The 14,868-nt window shown below is 54.8% G+C and carries 15 protein-coding genes; 1 reads left to right on the top strand and 14 read right to left on the bottom strand.

Annotated elements, in window-relative coordinates; all coding sequences use genetic code 11:
* Nucleotides 1-101 precede the first annotated feature (101 nt).
* The 7 genes from ndh to hinT all read right to left on the bottom strand — a co-directional run bounded on the left by ndh (nt 102) and on the right by hinT (nt 5,439).
* Nucleotides 102-1,406, bottom strand: coding sequence for an NADH-quinone dehydrogenase (ndh, locus tag OGY68_RS10015; protein WP_003832263.1), 1,305 nt, complete (start codon nt 1,404-1,406; stop codon nt 102-104).
* Nucleotides 1,407-1,642: 236 nt separating this feature from the next.
* Nucleotides 1,643-2,185: an alpha/beta hydrolase YcfP gene (ycfP, locus tag OGY68_RS10010; protein WP_003030817.1), complete on the bottom strand. Its 543-nt coding sequence runs from the start codon at nt 2,183-2,185 to the stop codon at nt 1,643-1,645.
* 21 nt (nt 2,186-2,206) lie between these two features.
* On the bottom strand, nt 2,207-3,232 hold the full coding sequence (gene nagZ, locus OGY68_RS10005; protein WP_032943019.1) for a beta-N-acetylhexosaminidase: 1,026 nt from the start codon (nt 3,230-3,232) through the stop codon (nt 2,207-2,209).
* 10 nt (nt 3,233-3,242) lie between these two features.
* Entirely contained in the window at nt 3,243-4,067 is an 825-nt protein-coding gene (gene thiK, locus OGY68_RS10000) for a thiamine kinase (protein ID WP_057066441.1), read from the bottom strand.
* On the bottom strand, nt 4,048-4,689 hold the full coding sequence (gene lpoB / locus OGY68_RS09995) for a penicillin-binding protein activator LpoB (RefSeq protein WP_057066440.1): 642 nt from the start codon (nt 4,687-4,689) through the stop codon (nt 4,048-4,050). The genes thiK and lpoB overlap by 20 nt, the downstream gene beginning before the upstream one ends.
* Nucleotides 4,690-4,702: 13 nt before the next feature.
* Nucleotides 4,703-5,077 (bottom strand): YcfL family putative periplasmic lipoprotein, encoded by a 375-nt coding sequence (locus tag OGY68_RS09990; RefSeq protein WP_057066439.1) that lies wholly within the window; start codon nt 5,075-5,077, stop codon nt 4,703-4,705.
* 2 nt (nt 5,078-5,079) lie between these two features.
* Nucleotides 5,080-5,439, bottom strand: coding sequence for a purine nucleoside phosphoramidase (hinT, locus tag OGY68_RS09985; RefSeq protein ID WP_003030826.1), 360 nt, complete (start codon nt 5,437-5,439; stop codon nt 5,080-5,082).
* A gap of 349 nt (nt 5,440-5,788) precedes the next feature.
* On the opposite strand from hinT, the gene fhuE reads away from it, so the two are divergent.
* Nucleotides 5,789-7,975: a ferric-rhodotorulic acid/ferric-coprogen receptor FhuE gene (gene fhuE, locus OGY68_RS09980; protein ID WP_057066438.1), complete on the top strand. Its 2,187-nt coding sequence runs from the start codon at nt 5,789-5,791 to the stop codon at nt 7,973-7,975.
* 22 nt (nt 7,976-7,997) lie between these two features.
* Here fhuE and paaY read toward each other — a convergent pair whose 3' ends face one another.
* The 7 genes from paaY to paaG all read right to left on the bottom strand — a co-directional run bounded on the left by paaY (nt 7,998) and on the right by paaG (nt 14,868).
* Nucleotides 7,998-8,594 (bottom strand): phenylacetic acid degradation protein PaaY, encoded by a 597-nt coding sequence (paaY, locus tag OGY68_RS09975; RefSeq protein ID WP_057066437.1) that lies wholly within the window; start codon nt 8,592-8,594, stop codon nt 7,998-8,000.
* A gap of 11 nt (nt 8,595-8,605) precedes the next feature.
* Nucleotides 8,606-9,532, bottom strand: coding sequence for a phenylacetic acid degradation operon negative regulatory protein PaaX (gene paaX, locus OGY68_RS09970; protein ID WP_172111175.1), 927 nt, complete (start codon nt 9,530-9,532; stop codon nt 8,606-8,608).
* 157 nt (nt 9,533-9,689) lie between these two features.
* Nucleotides 9,690-11,009, bottom strand: a complete 1,320-nt coding sequence (paaK, locus tag OGY68_RS09965; protein ID WP_057066436.1) for a phenylacetate--CoA ligase PaaK — start codon at nt 11,007-11,009, stop codon at nt 9,690-9,692.
* 28 nt (nt 11,010-11,037) lie between these two features.
* The gene (pcaF, locus tag OGY68_RS09960) at nt 11,038-12,243 is read right to left on the bottom strand and encodes a 3-oxoadipyl-CoA thiolase (protein WP_057066435.1); all 1,206 of its coding nucleotides are present in this window, start codon (nt 12,241-12,243) and stop codon (nt 11,038-11,040) included.
* On the bottom strand, nt 12,243-12,665 hold the full coding sequence (gene paaI / locus OGY68_RS09955; RefSeq protein ID WP_003832239.1) for a hydroxyphenylacetyl-CoA thioesterase PaaI: 423 nt from the start codon (nt 12,663-12,665) through the stop codon (nt 12,243-12,245). The genes pcaF and paaI overlap by 1 nt, the downstream gene beginning before the upstream one ends.
* Entirely contained in the window at nt 12,658-14,076 is a 1,419-nt protein-coding gene (gene paaH, locus OGY68_RS09950) for a 3-hydroxyacyl-CoA dehydrogenase PaaH (protein WP_286580568.1), read from the bottom strand. The genes paaI and paaH overlap by 8 nt, the downstream gene beginning before the upstream one ends.
* A gap of 3 nt (nt 14,077-14,079) precedes the next feature.
* Nucleotides 14,080-14,868: a 2-(1,2-epoxy-1,2-dihydrophenyl)acetyl-CoA isomerase PaaG gene (gene paaG / locus OGY68_RS09945; RefSeq protein WP_071444749.1), complete on the bottom strand. Its 789-nt coding sequence runs from the start codon at nt 14,866-14,868 to the stop codon at nt 14,080-14,082.

Genomic DNA, 14,868 nt, shown 5'->3' with positions numbered 1-14,868 from the left:
ACGGATGAAAATAGCGGGAGGTGGAGCGAAAGCGGAATGATTCAGACAACTCTGAAGGAAGGCGTCGGATGCGTAAAATCATCCGACGCCACAGGTCGATATTAATGCAGTTTCAGACGCGGGCGAATCACCCGGTTGATACTGCCGACCAGCATCATCAGGCCGGTTTTGAAGTAGCCGTGCAAAGCAATCTGGTGCATGCGGTACAGTGAGATGTACACAAAGCGCGCAATACGTCCTTCCACCATCATCGAACCACGGGTCAGGTTGCCCATCAGGCTACCCACGGTAGAGAAGTTAGAGAGCGAGACCAGAGAGCCGTGATCTTTGTACTGATACGCTTTCAGCGGCTTACCGTTCATCTGTGCCAGAATATTGTTCATCGCGCAGGTCGCCATCTGGTGTGCTGCCTGAGCGCGCGGAGGCACAAAACCGCCTTCCGGGCGAGCGCAGGAAGCGCAGTCGCCAATCGCGTACACGTCAGGATCGCGCGTGCTCTGCAGAGTTGGCTCAACCACCAGTTGGTTAATACGGTTCGTTTCCAGACCGCCAATGTCTTTCATAAAGTCTGGCGCTTTGATACCCGCCGCCCACACCATCAGATCGGCTTTAATGTATTCGCCATCTTTGGTGTGCAGTCCGCCTTCATCAGCGCTGGTTACCATCGTCTGGGTCAGTACGCGTACGCCCAGTTTGGTTAACTCATTATGCGCAGCACCGGAAATACGCGGCGGCAACGCAGGCAGAATACGCTCACCGGCTTCGACCAGCGTAACGTTCAGCGCGTCATTGGTCAGCCCTTTGTAACCATAGCTGTGCAGTTGTTTTACCGCATTGTGCAGCTCAGCGGAGAGTTCAACACCCGTCGCACCGCCGCCCACAATGGCGATATTCACTTTTCCGTTAGCGCCCAGATTCGCGGAATACTTCAGGAACAGATTCAGCATCTCCTGGTGGAAACGACGCGCCTGATGCGGGTTATCGAGGAAAATGCAGTTTTCTTTCACGCCAGGGGTGTTGAAATCGTTGGACGTACTGCCCAACGCCATCACCAGCGTGTCATACGGCACTTTACGCTCAGGAACCAGCAGCTCACCCTTCTCATCGCGCAGCTCAGCGAGAGTAATGGTCTTCGCTTCACGATCGATATCCACCACCGAGCCTAACTGGAACTGGAAGCCATGGTTACGAGCATGAGCCAGATAACTCAGCGCATCCACACCTTCGTCCAGTGAACCCGTCGCCACTTCATGCAGTAACGGTTTCCACAAGTGACTGTGGTTTCTGTCTACTAGTGTGATTTTGGCCTTTTTCTTACGCCCGAGTTTTTTACCCAGCTGCGTCGCCATTTCCAGTCCGCCAGCACCGCCGCCGACAATCACGATCCTTTTCAATGGTGTAGTCAACGTGACCCCCTCAAATTTATTAACCAATTGTTAATTAAAAGTTATGAGCATAACCTTTAATTAACAACAAGTTACGGTAATGAAAATGTTCTTCGAGAGTGAGAATAACACGAACGGTGCATTGGTCATACCAAAATTGATATGTATCAAGTTTTGATGCTGAAAAGATAGACAACCGGAACTTTAAGAACAAAAAAAACAGCCTGGCGGCTGTTTTTTTAAACGCTCAATAAGGATTAACCTAACGTCTTGAACGCTTTAATGCGCTGCAAATGCGGAGAGATATTCTTAAACTTATGCGTCTGCTCTTCGTCCCAGACTATCTCGTAAAAATGATGCAGCTCTTCCGACGAACGCTGACTGTTAAGCGCTTCATCATGACGTGACAGGATCACCAGGCAGCGATCGCGATTCTTCTCACGGAAATTGGTCACGCATTTTGTTGCGATGTCTGCATACTCCTCAGGTCTGTCGATTTTGCCTTCCATGTTCTCATACGGGAACAGGTTGGGATTAAACACTACCTGACGAATATCACACAGGAAACCAATCCGTTCAGCCCAATATCCCCCGAGCCCCACACCACAAATCAGCGGACGGTCATCCACATTCAGCTGCAGCATTTTGTCCACTTCTTTCAGCAGATGCTGCATATCATGTTTAGGATGCCGCGTACTGTAGCTAATCAGCCTGACATCCGGGTCGATGAATTGCAGCTGCAACACCTTCTCATGGTTGCCCGGGCTGTTAGAGTCAAAACCGTGTAAATAGATAATCATCGCATCCTCGCCAAACTTGCGTTAATGACCTGCTTTCTCTTCCTGCCAGCGCTCATGAAGTTGGTTAAGCTGAGCGCTTACCGTCTTCCAGCGTGCCGAGTCCATCAGTTCCTGACGTGAAAATGAACCTTTATGATACAAACGTGTAACACGTTCTGCATTGATCGGCGACAGATTATCTAACACACTGACCGCTCCCTTACGATTATTGCAGACCAGGATCATATCGCAACCTGCATCCAGCGATGCCTGTCCACGCTCCGCATAGCTTCCCATAATCGCCGCCCCTTCCATCGACAAATCGTCGGAGAAAATGACACCATCGAAGCCAAGCTCCTGGCGTAGCACCGTTTTCAACCAGTGAGGTGAGCCACTCGCCGGACGCGGATCGACATCACTGTAGATGACATGCGCAGGCATAATGGCATCCAGTTTGTTTTCCGTAATCAACGTCTGGAACACGGACATATCTTTCGCACGAATCTCGGCTTCTGGGCGTGGATCGGTTGGCGTTTCTTTGTGTGAATCCGCCGTCACCGCCCCATGTCCTGGGAAATGTTTACCGGTCGTTTTCATGCCAGCAGCATGCATCCCGTCAATGAAGCGGGTGGCCATCGCCAGCGCTTTTAGCGGATCGGCATGGTAAGAACGCTCGCCGATTGCCGCGCTGATATGGCCCACATCCAGCACGGGTGCAAAGCTGATATCAATGTCCATCGCGATCATTTCGCTGGCCATCAACCACCCTGCGTCCTGAGCCAGTTTGCCGCCTTCTTCCAGACCGTGCAACGCAGCAAAGGATTGAGCTGCAGGCAGGCGGGTAAAGCCCTCACGAAAACGCTGTACGCGTCCGCCTTCCTGATCTACAGCCACCACCAGATGGTTACGTGACGCAGCCCGGATCTGACGCACTAATTCACGCAGCTGTTCCGGGTCATGATAATTTCGGGTAAAGAGGATCAACCCACCTACCAGCGGATGTGCCAGAATCTCACGCTCTTCAGCGTCCAGCTCATACCCTTCGACATCCAACATTACTGGGCCCACACTGCTCTCCTTATCCTTTCATTGTTAGCTGCCGCCAGGTTTCATCGGCCAGCCTGATAAATTGTCGATCGCCGGTTTGCCGCCAACGATACTCAAACCACCCCGCCTTCAGCATCATTATCCAGGGTTGCCATTGTCTGACCTGTCGCCACAAAACGTCTGGCTCAATGTGCGCTCGTTGGGCGTAGGTGCTAACCAACTGTTGGTGCTGGGATTCATCGCTAACCCATACTGCCGCCAGTTCCAGGGCAATATCACCGTCTCCGGCGTATTCCCAGTCAATCAGCCGCAGTCCTGAAGTTGTACGTACGATGTTGTCACCGTGAACATCCATATGCAGCGGCCCCAGACGCAAAGGTCGAGGCTCACCTCGTTTCCTTAGCCTCTTCAGCGCGCGCAGCCAGCATGGTGTATGACGCGCCGGATCGCCACACTGCCAGTACTGTTCAAGAAGCGGAAGCAGGTTGATTCGCCAGCCCAATCGGGGTTGCTGGTGCAGATGATACAGTAAGCCTGCGAGTTCGTCGGCGTCCGGTAATCTGGATTCTACCTTACCGTGAAAAAACTCGACTGCCATCCACCCACGCGTATAAAAGTGAGGACGTGGCGCAAGGCTTTCTGGCAGGTGTTTTAGCGCATGATATTGGCGTAAGAAATGAGATTCCGGCGCGTCAGGGTCGTGATGGCAGCGCAGTACCAGCCGGTGGGAACGGTGTTCAATGATGCAGCTCCCGCCGCTCAGGCCGGTTTGGCTGGTTGCGACGGGATGATACTGCGGGAAATAGCGCGACAACACTTCGCCGCGCGTGAGTCTGTTATTGTTGCTGAACGGCACCTTTACCTGACCAGATTATCTCGCCAGTTTGTACCAGCATTAATTGCATTTGCAGCGCAGGCGAATTGACGTTGCCGGATGCGCTGGAATAAAGCACATACTGCGCGCCAACGTTACGGGCGATACCAATCGCTTTACTGCGCGTTCCCAGACTGTCATTCGGCGACAGACCTAACTGCTGTTTGGCGACAGCCAGCTGTTGGGCAGAAATCAGCGTAAACTTACCGTTATTCGCCAGCGCGTTACGTAAGGTTTCGGTGGCTTCACCCGCGTTCAACGAGCCGTTGGTGCGGTTATTCACGCTATCAACCAGCAGAACGCCGCCCGCTTTGACGCCGTCTGCCTGCAGCATTTTGCCGACCATCGGCTGCATAGCCCCGTTCCAGTCATAGTGACGTTGACGTGGCGTAGGCTGCGCCGTTTGGTCCTCATGCTCAATTGGGCCCGGCTGCTGCGGTATGCTTGGCACCGTTGGCACAACCGGCACCGGCTGTTGCGGCTGCGCAGGCTGTTCCGGTACCGGCTTCACTTCCTCTACCGGCGCGGGCTCACGTTGCACCACACAGCCTGAGAGAAACATCGCCAGCGCGGCAATCAGTGCGTAGCGATTCATTTTGTTCATCAAGATTCACCCCTTACAAATAAAGATAAAGTCTAACCTTGTGCGCCCCCAGAAAATTGGCGCTGCCGTACAGCGTCACCGACGAATGGGCCGGAATAATCACACTGCGTGGCGCTTCCAGAGGGTGCATTTCCAGCCCTCTGGCGTCATACCAGTAAAACCGATAATGAACGGTAACGGGTTCTTGCCTTTCGTTATAGAGTCGCGAGGATGCCGAGGCCTGTATATCAGACGTTGTTAACGTGGGCTGCTCTGCTGTAATACCCGCCGCCAGAATTGTTGATTCCATCACCAGCGACTGTTCATCACTTACCGGGATTTCAGGATGTGTTCGACAACCCGCCAGCAACAGCAAGCCCAGTGAAAGCGCAATGCATCCTCTGGTCATGCTTACAGACCTTTATGCGCAAGCATTGGGCCAAGCGCACGTCCACCCAGCAGGTGCATATGAATGTGATACACTTCCTGCCCCCCGTGGCGGTTGGTGTTCATGATTAAGCGGTACCCATCTGCAGCAATGCCTTCCTGCTCAGCAATTTTCGCCGCAACGGTGATCATGCGGCCCAATGCCTGTTCATGTTCCGCCGTCACATCGTTGACAGTTGGGATCAGAATGTTAGGAATGATCAGGATATGCGTTGGTGCCTGAGGGGAAATATCACGAAACGCAGTGACCAGTTCATCCTGGTATACGATATCCGACGGAATCTCACGACGAATAATTTTGCTGAATATAGTTTCTTCTGCCACGACGTTTTCCTTTTTCATTAACAGCCCAAGCGTTTTGCCATGCTACGCCGGGTAACTCTGCGAGTATAGAGTATGAGCGAGTTACTCACGCTCTTTCAACTTTAACCCTCGATTTTTTAAGCGAAAACCCCAGTCAGTGCTGCTCTTATAACCATTTCCCTGCGCTATTGCTCAAGCATAGTACTGAAACAATATTTCATTTATGCCGTAGCATCTGTTTACACATTGAGTGCTAATGCGTATATTTCGCATTTGTATTTACATGCGCATTTAATAATTTACAACCAAAGGGTTCATCACAACTACCGGTGATTTGAACTTAATATTGATAATTATCAAGGACTTTTCGATGTCTTTCACAACACTCAACGGGAATGTTCAACGCCAACCGGGCCTTGCCCCTTCTTTGCTGGCAGCATGCATCACGCTAGCGCTTTTACCTTCCACCAGCCTCGCAGCCCCTGCTGAAGAGACAGTGATCGTGGAGGGTTCTGCTCCAGCCGCATCCAGTGAGGAGCAGGATTACAGCGTTAAATCGACGACCGCTGGCACAAAAATGCAAATGACACAGCGCGATATTCCGCAATCGGTCAGCATTGTCAGCCAGCAACGCATGGAAGATCAGCAATTGCAAACGCTGGGCGATGTGATGGACAACACGTTGGGGATAAGCAAAAGCCAGGCGGATTCAGATCGCAGCAGCTATTACTCGCGCGGATTTCAGATTGATAACTATATGGTCGATGGGATCCCGACCTATTTTGAATCCCGCTGGAATCTCGGTGACGCCCTTTCTGACACCGCCCTTTTTGAGCGTGTCGAAGTGGTCCGTGGCGCAAACGGGCTAATGACCGGGACGGGTAACCCTTCAGCCTCCATTAACATGATCCGTAAGCATGCCACCAGCCGCGAGTTCACCGGTAATGTTTCAGCGGAATATGGCAGTTGGAACAAACAACGCTATGTGACCGATCTGCAAAGCCCGCTTACAGCAGACGGCAACGTGCGCGGCCGCATCGTGGCGGGTTACCAGAATAACGACTCCTGGCTTGATCGCTACAATAGCGAAAAAATGTTCTTCTCCGGGATTGTCGATGCCGATTTGGGTGACACCACCAGCCTGTCTGCGGGATATGAATATCAGCGCATTGATATCAACAGCCCAACCTGGGGTGGATTGCCGCGCTGGAATACCGATGGCAGTAAAAACAGCTACGACCGTTCGCGCAGCACTGCACCGGACTGGGCTTACAACGATAAAGACTTCAACAAAGTGTTTGTCACCATCAAACAACGTTTTGCCGATACCTGGCAGGCGACCATGAACGCCACCCACTCCGAGGTCAAGTTCGACAGTAAAATGATGTACGTCGATGCCTATGTTAATAAGGCCGACGGCACGCTGATTGGCCCATATGGTAACTATGGTCCGGGATATGACTACGTCGGAGGAACCGGCTGGAACAGCGGCAAACGTAAAGTGGATGCTGTCGATCTATTTGCCGACGGCGGTTACGATCTGTTTGGTCGTCAGCATAATCTGATGCTGGGCGGCAGCTACAGTAAACAGAATAACCGTTATGAAAGCTCGTGGGCGAACGTTTTCCCCAACGAAATCGGCAGCTTCTATACCTATGATGGTAACTTCCCTGAAACCAACTGGAACCCGCAGTCATTGGCTCAGGACGATACCACGCACATGAAATCGCTGTACGCCGCAACGCGTATTTCGCTGGCCGACCCACTGCATTTGATTGTTGGCGCACGTTACACCAACTGGCGTATCGACACCCTGACCTACAGCATGGAGCAAAACCACACCACGCCGTATGCGGGTCTGGTCTATGACATTGACGATAACTGGTCTACCTACGCCAGCTATACCTCAATCTTCCAGCCGCAGAACAAGCGCGACAGTTCCGGTAAATATCTCTCTCCGATCACCGGCAACAACTATGAGCTTGGCCTGAAGTCCGACTGGATGAACAGCCGTTTAACCACCACACTCGCGGTGTTCCGCATTGAACAGGATAACGTAGCGCAATCAACCGGCGTGCCAATCGCCGGTAGCAATGGCGACACGGCCTTTAAAGCGATGGATGGTACGGTCAGCAAAGGGGTCGAATTCGAGATTAACGGTGCGATCACTGATAACTGGCAGATGACGTTTGGTGCGACACGCTATGTTGCAGAAGACAACGAAGGCAATGCAGTAAACCCAAACCTGCCGCGGACCACGGTAAAACTGTTTACCCGTTATCGCCTGCCAGCCATGCCGGAACTGACCGTCGGCGGTGGAGTTAACTGGCAGAATCGTGTTTACAGCGATACGGTCACGCCTTATGGCACATTCCGCGCGGAACAAGGAAGCTACGCCCTGGTAGATTTGTTCACCCGCTACCAGGTAACAAAAAACTTCTCAGTGCAGGGTAACCTTAATAACCTGTTCGATAAAACCTACGACACGAATATCGACGGTTCTATCGTTTATGGTGAGCCGCGTAACGTCAGCGTTACCGCCAGCTATCAGTTCTGACACCGGGTATTGCGTAGAATCGCTAACTCGCTGACTTAGGTTGCAAATTCTCATCAAACTCCAGCCGCTTTCTGTCGGGTTCTACCGCAGTCAGCGGCTCCACTTCTGCAAGCGTCTGCTGACAGCGCTCCACCAGCACCTGATACTCGCGAGTGCCCTGTTTTTTCCACACCAGTTCCTGCTCAGTTAACATGCGAATCGCTTTCGCCGGGCTGCCGACAATCAGATGGTTGGCGGGCATCTCAGCGCGCGCTTTCACAAACGCCGAAGCACCAACGATACTGTTTTCACCGATGATCGCGCCATCGATAATCACCGCGCTCATGCCGATCAGCGCGTTACGCCCAATCACACAGCCGTGCAGAATCGCGCCGTGGCCGATATGTCCGTCCTCTTCCACCACCGTATCCTGGCCGGGAAATCCGTGCATCACGCAGTTATCCTGGATATTCGCCCCATCTTTAACCACGATACGCCCAAAATCTCCGCGCAGGCTGGCGTTGGGACCAACATAAACACCTTTGCCGAGAATGACATCGCCAATCAGCACTGCGGTTGGGTGAACATAGCTTTCTGCAGGAACTACCGGGATCATCCCGTCAATCTGGTAAATCGGCATGGCTTCTCCTGTTACACCTCGGCTAATCCGCCGAAGCGTTGATAATAGAGCGGACCCGGCGCGGGCAGTTCCCCCACCGAGCTCTCGCCTTTTTCGCTGACGAAAACCTGGGCGCCGGGCGCAACACGTTGATAAATATTAATGCACAGCTGACGCGCCGTCTGACCCAGCCAGTGAGCAGGCAACAATTCTTCCGGCAGCAGCGGATCTTTAAGCACAACCCGACGATAGAAGTGAATGAGCAACAGGCGGATCTGGAAGCAGCGCTCTGGCGTAAGTTCGTCCGGCCCGGCGTCACGCAGTAACGGTAACAACGGACGGAACAGCATGATAAACGCCTCGTACATGGCATTTTGTTCGGTTAAGTGCCAGCACCCTTCTACCCGCTCACGCAGCGCAGCGCGGGAGAGTGCCAACGGCGAATGCGCCTCAAAAACGATGACGTTTTCCGCTACCCCAGCTTCATGAAGCAGCGACTGTACGTCCGCCAGCTTTTGCGATGGCGACGCCAGCAGACTCGGCGCCAGTACGCCAAAACCTTGCCATAACAGCTGCTTTTTAACTTCGGCCAGGGTATTTTTCTCCAGCCCCTCCGACAGCAGCAGCAGCCAGGTACCGTCCCACTCAGGGGCACTGGCACGGTAGATTTTGCTCTCGGCGCGGCGCGTCAAGCGTAGCCCTTTATCACTCAGGCGGTAGAAACTGCGGCGGCCGATACGTACTACGTCCAGCCATTCTTCTTTATTAAGGCGAAACAGCGCGGTACGTACAAAACGTTCACCGAAGCCAAGCCCTTCCAGCAGCGCGGCAACGCTACCGAGCCAGACTTCTCCACCGCGTTGCGATAAACAGTCTCCGTAAAGCGAGGCGATAAGAGAGGTGCCGCTGACCGGCATTGCGGTTACCGCCTGCTGAATAAAACTATCGAGTTTTTCCATATGATTCATACTGTTGTCTTTTTTGTCCTTTTTGAATCATAGCACAGGATAATTTGCGCGATATGGCAGGAATTTGTAGGCCGGATAAGGCAACGCCGCCATCCGGCAACTTGTGCGCTCTCGCCTGGTGGCGCTGCGCTTATCAGGCCTACGAGTCTTAACCGTTGGCGGCAACTTTGCGCAGGTCGAACACCCGGCACGCCTTTCCTTCTGAGCGCGGGATGCTGCCGCAGTTAACAATGCTTACGTCCGTTGAAATACCGACCATCGACTTAATACGATGACGCAAATGATGGCAAATCTGGCAGCGCTGCTCATGGCTTAGCACCAGGCTACTCTCTTTAAGCTCCACGCGTACCGAAAGCGAATCAAGATGCCCTCGGCGATCCACTTCCAACTGGTAATGTGGAGCCAGATGTTCAATCTTGAGGATCTCTTCTTCCACCTGCGATGGGAAGACGTTGACGCCGCGAATAATCAGCATATCGTCGCTGCGCCCGCTAATGCGATCCATACGACGCATCGTGCGTGCGGTACCCGGCAGCAGGCGCGTCAGGTCGCGGGTACGATAACGAATGACCGGTAGCGCTTCTTTCGTCAGCGTGGTGAACAGCAGTTCGCCGTGCTCGCCGTCGGCCAGTGGCGTACCGTCATCCGGATTGACCACTTCCGGGAAGAAATGATCCTCCCATATTGTCGGACCATCACCCGTTTCGATGCACTCCATCGCCACGCCCGGCCCCATCACTTCCGAGAGGCCATAAATATCCAGCGCCGTAATACCCAGGCGACGTTCGATCTCCGCGCGCATCCCCGTTGTCCACGGCTCTGCGCCAAAGACACCGGTACGCAGCGAACAACCCCGCGCGTCACCGCCCATCTGGCGCTCCAGCTCTTCAATCAGGTTCAGACAGTAGGATGGCGTGACCATAATCATGTCAGGTTTGAAATCGCGAATCAGCTGCGCCTGTTTCTCGGTTTGACCGCCGGACATCGGGATAACCGTTGCCCCCAGGCGTTCCGCGCCGTAGTGCGCGCCCAGTCCGCCGGTGAAAAGGCCATAGCCATAAGCGACGTGGATTTTATCTTTCGCGGTACCGCCTGCGGCACGCAGCGAGCGGGCGACGATGTTAGCCCAGGTATCGATATCATTTTGCGTATAGCCCACCACCGTCGGTTTACCCGTGGTGCCGGATGATGCATGGATACGCACCACCTGCTCCATCGGTACCGCGAAGGTGTCGAAGGGATAGTTGTCACGCAGGTCCTGCTTGGTGGTGCAGGGAAACTTGCTCAGATCGCTCAGCTCACGGAAATCATCCGGGTGAACCCCCGCCGCGTCGAACTTACGGCGGTACATCGGGACATTTTCATAGGCGTGTTTTAACGTCCATTTCAGGCGCTCGGTTTGCAAAGCCTGTAATTCGTCACGCGATGCGGTTTCAATCGAATCTAATTTTGTTGTTGTCGTTGTCATTTTGTAGGGCACTCGCAGGTCAATTAGCTCACACTCGCTCAAGGATCATGGCAATGCCCTGACCCACGCCAATACACATCGTACACAGCGCATAACGTCCATTGCGTCGTTCCAGCTCCAGCGTTGCAGCCAGCGCTAACCGCACACCGCTCATCCCCAGCGGGTGACCTAAAGCGATAGCCCCCCCATTGGGATTCACGTGTTCTGCGTCATCTGCCAGTCCAAGCTGTCTCATCACACCCAACGCCTGGGCGGCAAAGGCTTCATTCAGCTCAATCACATCCATATCGTTGATATTCAGCCCGGCGCGCTCCAGCACTTTTCGTACCGCAGGAACTGGCCCAAGCCCCATAAACTTCGGCTCCACGCCCGCCGTCGCCATCGCGACAATGCGTGCACGTGGCGTTAGTCCCTGGGCCTTTATGTGTTGCTCGCTGGCTACGATCATTGCTGCCGCGCCGTCGTTCACCCCAGAGGCATTGCCTGCGGTGACCACGCCGTTCTTACGAAACGGTGTTTTCAGTTGTGCGAGTTGCTCCAGCGTGGTTTCTGCACGCGGATGTTCATCTTCACGTACTGCGCTAACTGCCCCTTTCTTGCCAATGATTTGTATCGGCACAATTTCCTGCGCCAGAATGCCGTCACGCTGGGCTTTCGCCGTGCGCTGCTGGCTGCGATACGCAAAGGCGTCCTGGTCCTCTCGGCTTATATTTAACAATTCAGCTACATTCTCCGCTGTTTCCGGCATGCTGTCAGTTCCGAATTGTTGCTGCATGAGCGGGTTCACAAAACGCCAGCCAATGGTGGTATCAAACATCTCTGCCTGACGCTGAAACGGCGCGGTCGCTTTGCCCATTACAAACGGCGCGCGTGACATTGACTCAACACCACCAGCGATCAGCAGGTCGGCATCACCGGCTTTGATCGTGCGAGCAGCGAAGCCGATCGCATCAAGCCCGGAGCCGCACAGACGGTTGATGGTCGTGCCGGCAACGCTGTGCGGATAACCCGCCAGAAGGGTCGCCATATGCGCCACGTTGCGGTTATCCTCGCCCGCCTGGTTGGCGCAACCGAAGATCACATCGTCAATAGCGCTGGGATCCAGGCGTGGATTGCGGTTGAGTAATTCACGCAACGGGATGGCCGCCAGATCGTCGGCACGCACGCCTGCCAGCGCCCCGCCGTAGCGACCAATCGGGGTACGAATACCGTCACAAATAAATGCGTCACGCATTAGACTTCTCCTGTAATCGTGCCACCGATGCGGTGGGATTTGCCGCGAAACAGAGCCACGGTTTTGTGTTGCTGATTGACAATTTCAATGTCGTAAACGCCAGTGAGTTTGCCTTGCTGCTTAACCCGCGCGGTGGCGGTCAGTTTGTCACCTGCAAAAGCCGGACGCAGAAAGTCGATACTGGCCGCTGAGGCTACTGCTGCCAGTCCCTGACTGTTGCAGGCGTAAGCAAAGGCGGTATCCGCCAGCGAGAACAGTTGCCCGCCGTGACAGGTCTGATGGCCATTCAGCTGCGACGGCGACACGGTCATGGTCATCTGCGAATAACCGTCGTCCATCTCAATAATTTCAATCCCCAGCGCCTGCGCGCAGGTGTCTTTCACATACATGGCGCGGGCGTTGCGCCAGGCTTCGTTACTCATGACGCATCTCCATCAGCGCTTTCTGGCGCAGCAGCGCACTCGGGCGATAGCGTTCTTCGCCGTAGTGCTGTTGTAGATTTTCCAGCAGACGCAGCACACGTCCCCAGCCGAGCGATTCGCCCCAGGCCAGCGGCCCGTGCGGGTAGTTGACCCCCAAACACATGGCGGTATCGATATCCTCGGCGCTGGCGACTCCTTTTTGCAGCGCATCCAGCGCTTCGTTCGCCAGCATCGCTACCGTGCGCCATACCAGCAGCCCTGGGTAGTCGGCAATACGCAGCACCTTTTTGCCCTGCTGCTGGAAGTAGTACACTGCTTTGTCGGTGGCTGAATCCGGGTTGGTTGGTGCGCTTGCCAGCACGACGGTGTCGCCCGCAGCATGGTCATACACCACCACCGGGCGCTGGTGCTGCACGCTTAAGGCCAGCGCGGTTTCACCGGTAGTTTCAAGGAGCAGCACATCATCCAGTTCAGTGACAACGTCACGCTTGATATTTTTTGCTGCATTTTCAGGCGCTACCGCTGCAACAGCCAGTTCAGGCGATACCTCAGCAGGCCAGCAATAGACGCCGTGGCCGCTCTTCTTGCCCAGACGCCCCGCCAGAGCGAGCTCCTGTTGCAGCAAAGACGGTAGAAAACGGCGGTCCTGCCAGAAAGCGTTAAACACCGAACAGGTCACGGCAAAGTTGACGTCCTGACCAATCAAGTCGGTCAGCGCCAGCGGTCCCATCGGGAAGCCGCCGCCGTCACACAGCGCCGCATCAATCACTTCCGCTGACGCAACCTGTTCTTCCAACGCGCGCCAGGCTTCAGCGTAGTACGGACGCGCCACGCGGTTGACAATAAAACCCGGCGTTGAGCGGCAGCGCACCGGCTGCTTGCCCCAGGCGATTACGCACTGGCAAAGCTGCTCGACTACCTCGGTTGAGGTGGCAAGGCCGCTCACCACTTCCACCAGTTTCATCACCGGTGCAGGGTTAAAGAAGTGCAGCCCCGCCACACGTTCCGGATGCTTCACTCCCGCCGCAATTGCGGTAATTGAGATCGACGAGGTATTACTGGTCAGCAGCGTTGACGGCAAACAGATCTCCGCCAACTGATTAAACAGCGCTTTTTTAATTTCCAGCCGCTCGGACGCGGCTTCAATCACCAGTTGTGCATCGGCAAGCTGATTCAGTTCAGTCGCGGGGGCGATCCGTCCCAGCAGCTCACTGGCCTGTTCCGCACTGATTTTTCCACGACCAACACGAACGTCGAGTCGCTGGCGAATACCCTCAATGGCGCGAGTAATCGCCTCAGCGGAAATGTCATACAGCAGGACCGAATGTCCGGCGCTGGCAGCCACCTCGGTAATACCTGCACCCATTGTTCCGCCGCCGATCACGGCAACGCGATGAAGAGTTTGCGTCATGGCTTATTTCCCGCTGAACTGTGGTGGACGTTTGCCGAGGAAGGCGCTGACCCCTTCGCGGTAGTCGTCGCTGCGACCGGCCATGCGCTGGTAGTCGCGTTCAAGCTCAAGCTGCTGATCCAGCGTGTTGGTTTCGGAAAGCTGCAAGGCTTTCTTAATCAGCCCTAGGCCATAGGTCGGCTGCGTCGCGAAATGGCGCGCCATGGTCAACGCGGTATCTTTCAACTCGGCATCGTCGACCACTTGCCAGATCATGCCCCACTGCGCGGCCTGTTCGGCGCTGAGGTTATCGCCAAGCATCAGCAAACCCACGGCGCGAGCGCGACCGGCTACGCGCGGCAGCACCCAACTTCCGCCGCAGTCCGGCACCAGACCGAGCTTGCTGAAGGCCATGACAAACTTCGCCGAGCGCGCGGCGAGGACGATGTCGCAGCCCAAGGCCAGCGTGGCACCGGCACCAGCGGCAACGCCGTTGACGGCACAGATAACCGGCTTCGGCAGCGCGGCTAAGCGGCGCACCAGCGGGTTGTAGAAGCGTTCCACCGACATGCCCAGATCCGGCGCGGGGCCGCTCGGGTCAACGTTACGGTCGTTCAGATCCTGTCCGGCGCAAAATCCGCGTCCGGCGCCGGTGATCAGCAGGCAACGAATGGTGTCGTCGCGCTCGGCCTGTTTCAGGCAATCGGCAAGCTGCTGGTGCATCACGTCGTTAAAGCTGTTGAGTCGGTCCGGGCGGTTCAGGGTGATAGTCATCACGCCCTGCTCCACTTCGCTGAGAATAAATGCGTCCAC

Source organism: Citrobacter sp. Cpo065 (assembly GCF_030332805.1).
Classification (GTDB): Bacteria; Pseudomonadota; Gammaproteobacteria; order Enterobacterales; family Enterobacteriaceae; genus Citrobacter; species Citrobacter portucalensis.
This window is presented reverse-complemented; position numbering and strand designations above follow the sequence as displayed.

Excerpts from the sequence above, each read along its gene's own strand:
- lpoB (WP_057066440.1), bottom strand. The coding sequence starts at position 4,689 with ATGAACAAAATGAATCGCTACGCACTGATTGCCGCGCTGGCGATGTTT.
- paaY (WP_057066437.1), bottom strand. The coding sequence starts at position 8,594 with ATGCCGATTTACCAGATTGACGGGATGATCCCGGTAGTTCCTGCAGAA.
- fhuE (WP_057066438.1), top strand. The coding sequence starts at position 5,789 with ATGTCTTTCACAACACTCAACGGGAATGTTCAACGCCAACCGGGCCTT.
- OGY68_RS09990 (WP_057066439.1), bottom strand. The coding sequence starts at position 5,077 with ATGACCAGAGGATGCATTGCGCTTTCACTGGGCTTGCTGTTGCTGGCG.
- paaK (WP_057066436.1), bottom strand. The coding sequence starts at position 11,009 with ATGACAACGACAACAACAAAATTAGATTCGATTGAAACCGCATCGCGT.
- paaX (WP_172111175.1), bottom strand. The coding sequence starts at position 9,532 with ATGGAAAAACTCGATAGTTTTATTCAGCAGGCGGTAACCGCAATGCCG.
- pcaF (WP_057066435.1), bottom strand. The coding sequence starts at position 12,243 with ATGCGTGACGCATTTATTTGTGACGGTATTCGTACCCCGATTGGTCGC.
- paaI (WP_003832239.1), bottom strand. The coding sequence starts at position 12,665 with ATGAGTAACGAAGCCTGGCGCAACGCCCGCGCCATGTATGTGAAAGAC.
- paaH (WP_286580568.1), bottom strand. The coding sequence starts at position 14,076 with ATGACGCAAACTCTTCATCGCGTTGCCGTGATCGGCGGCGGAACAATG.
- ycfP (WP_003030817.1), bottom strand. The coding sequence starts at position 2,185 with ATGATTATCTATTTACACGGTTTTGACTCTAACAGCCCGGGCAACCAT.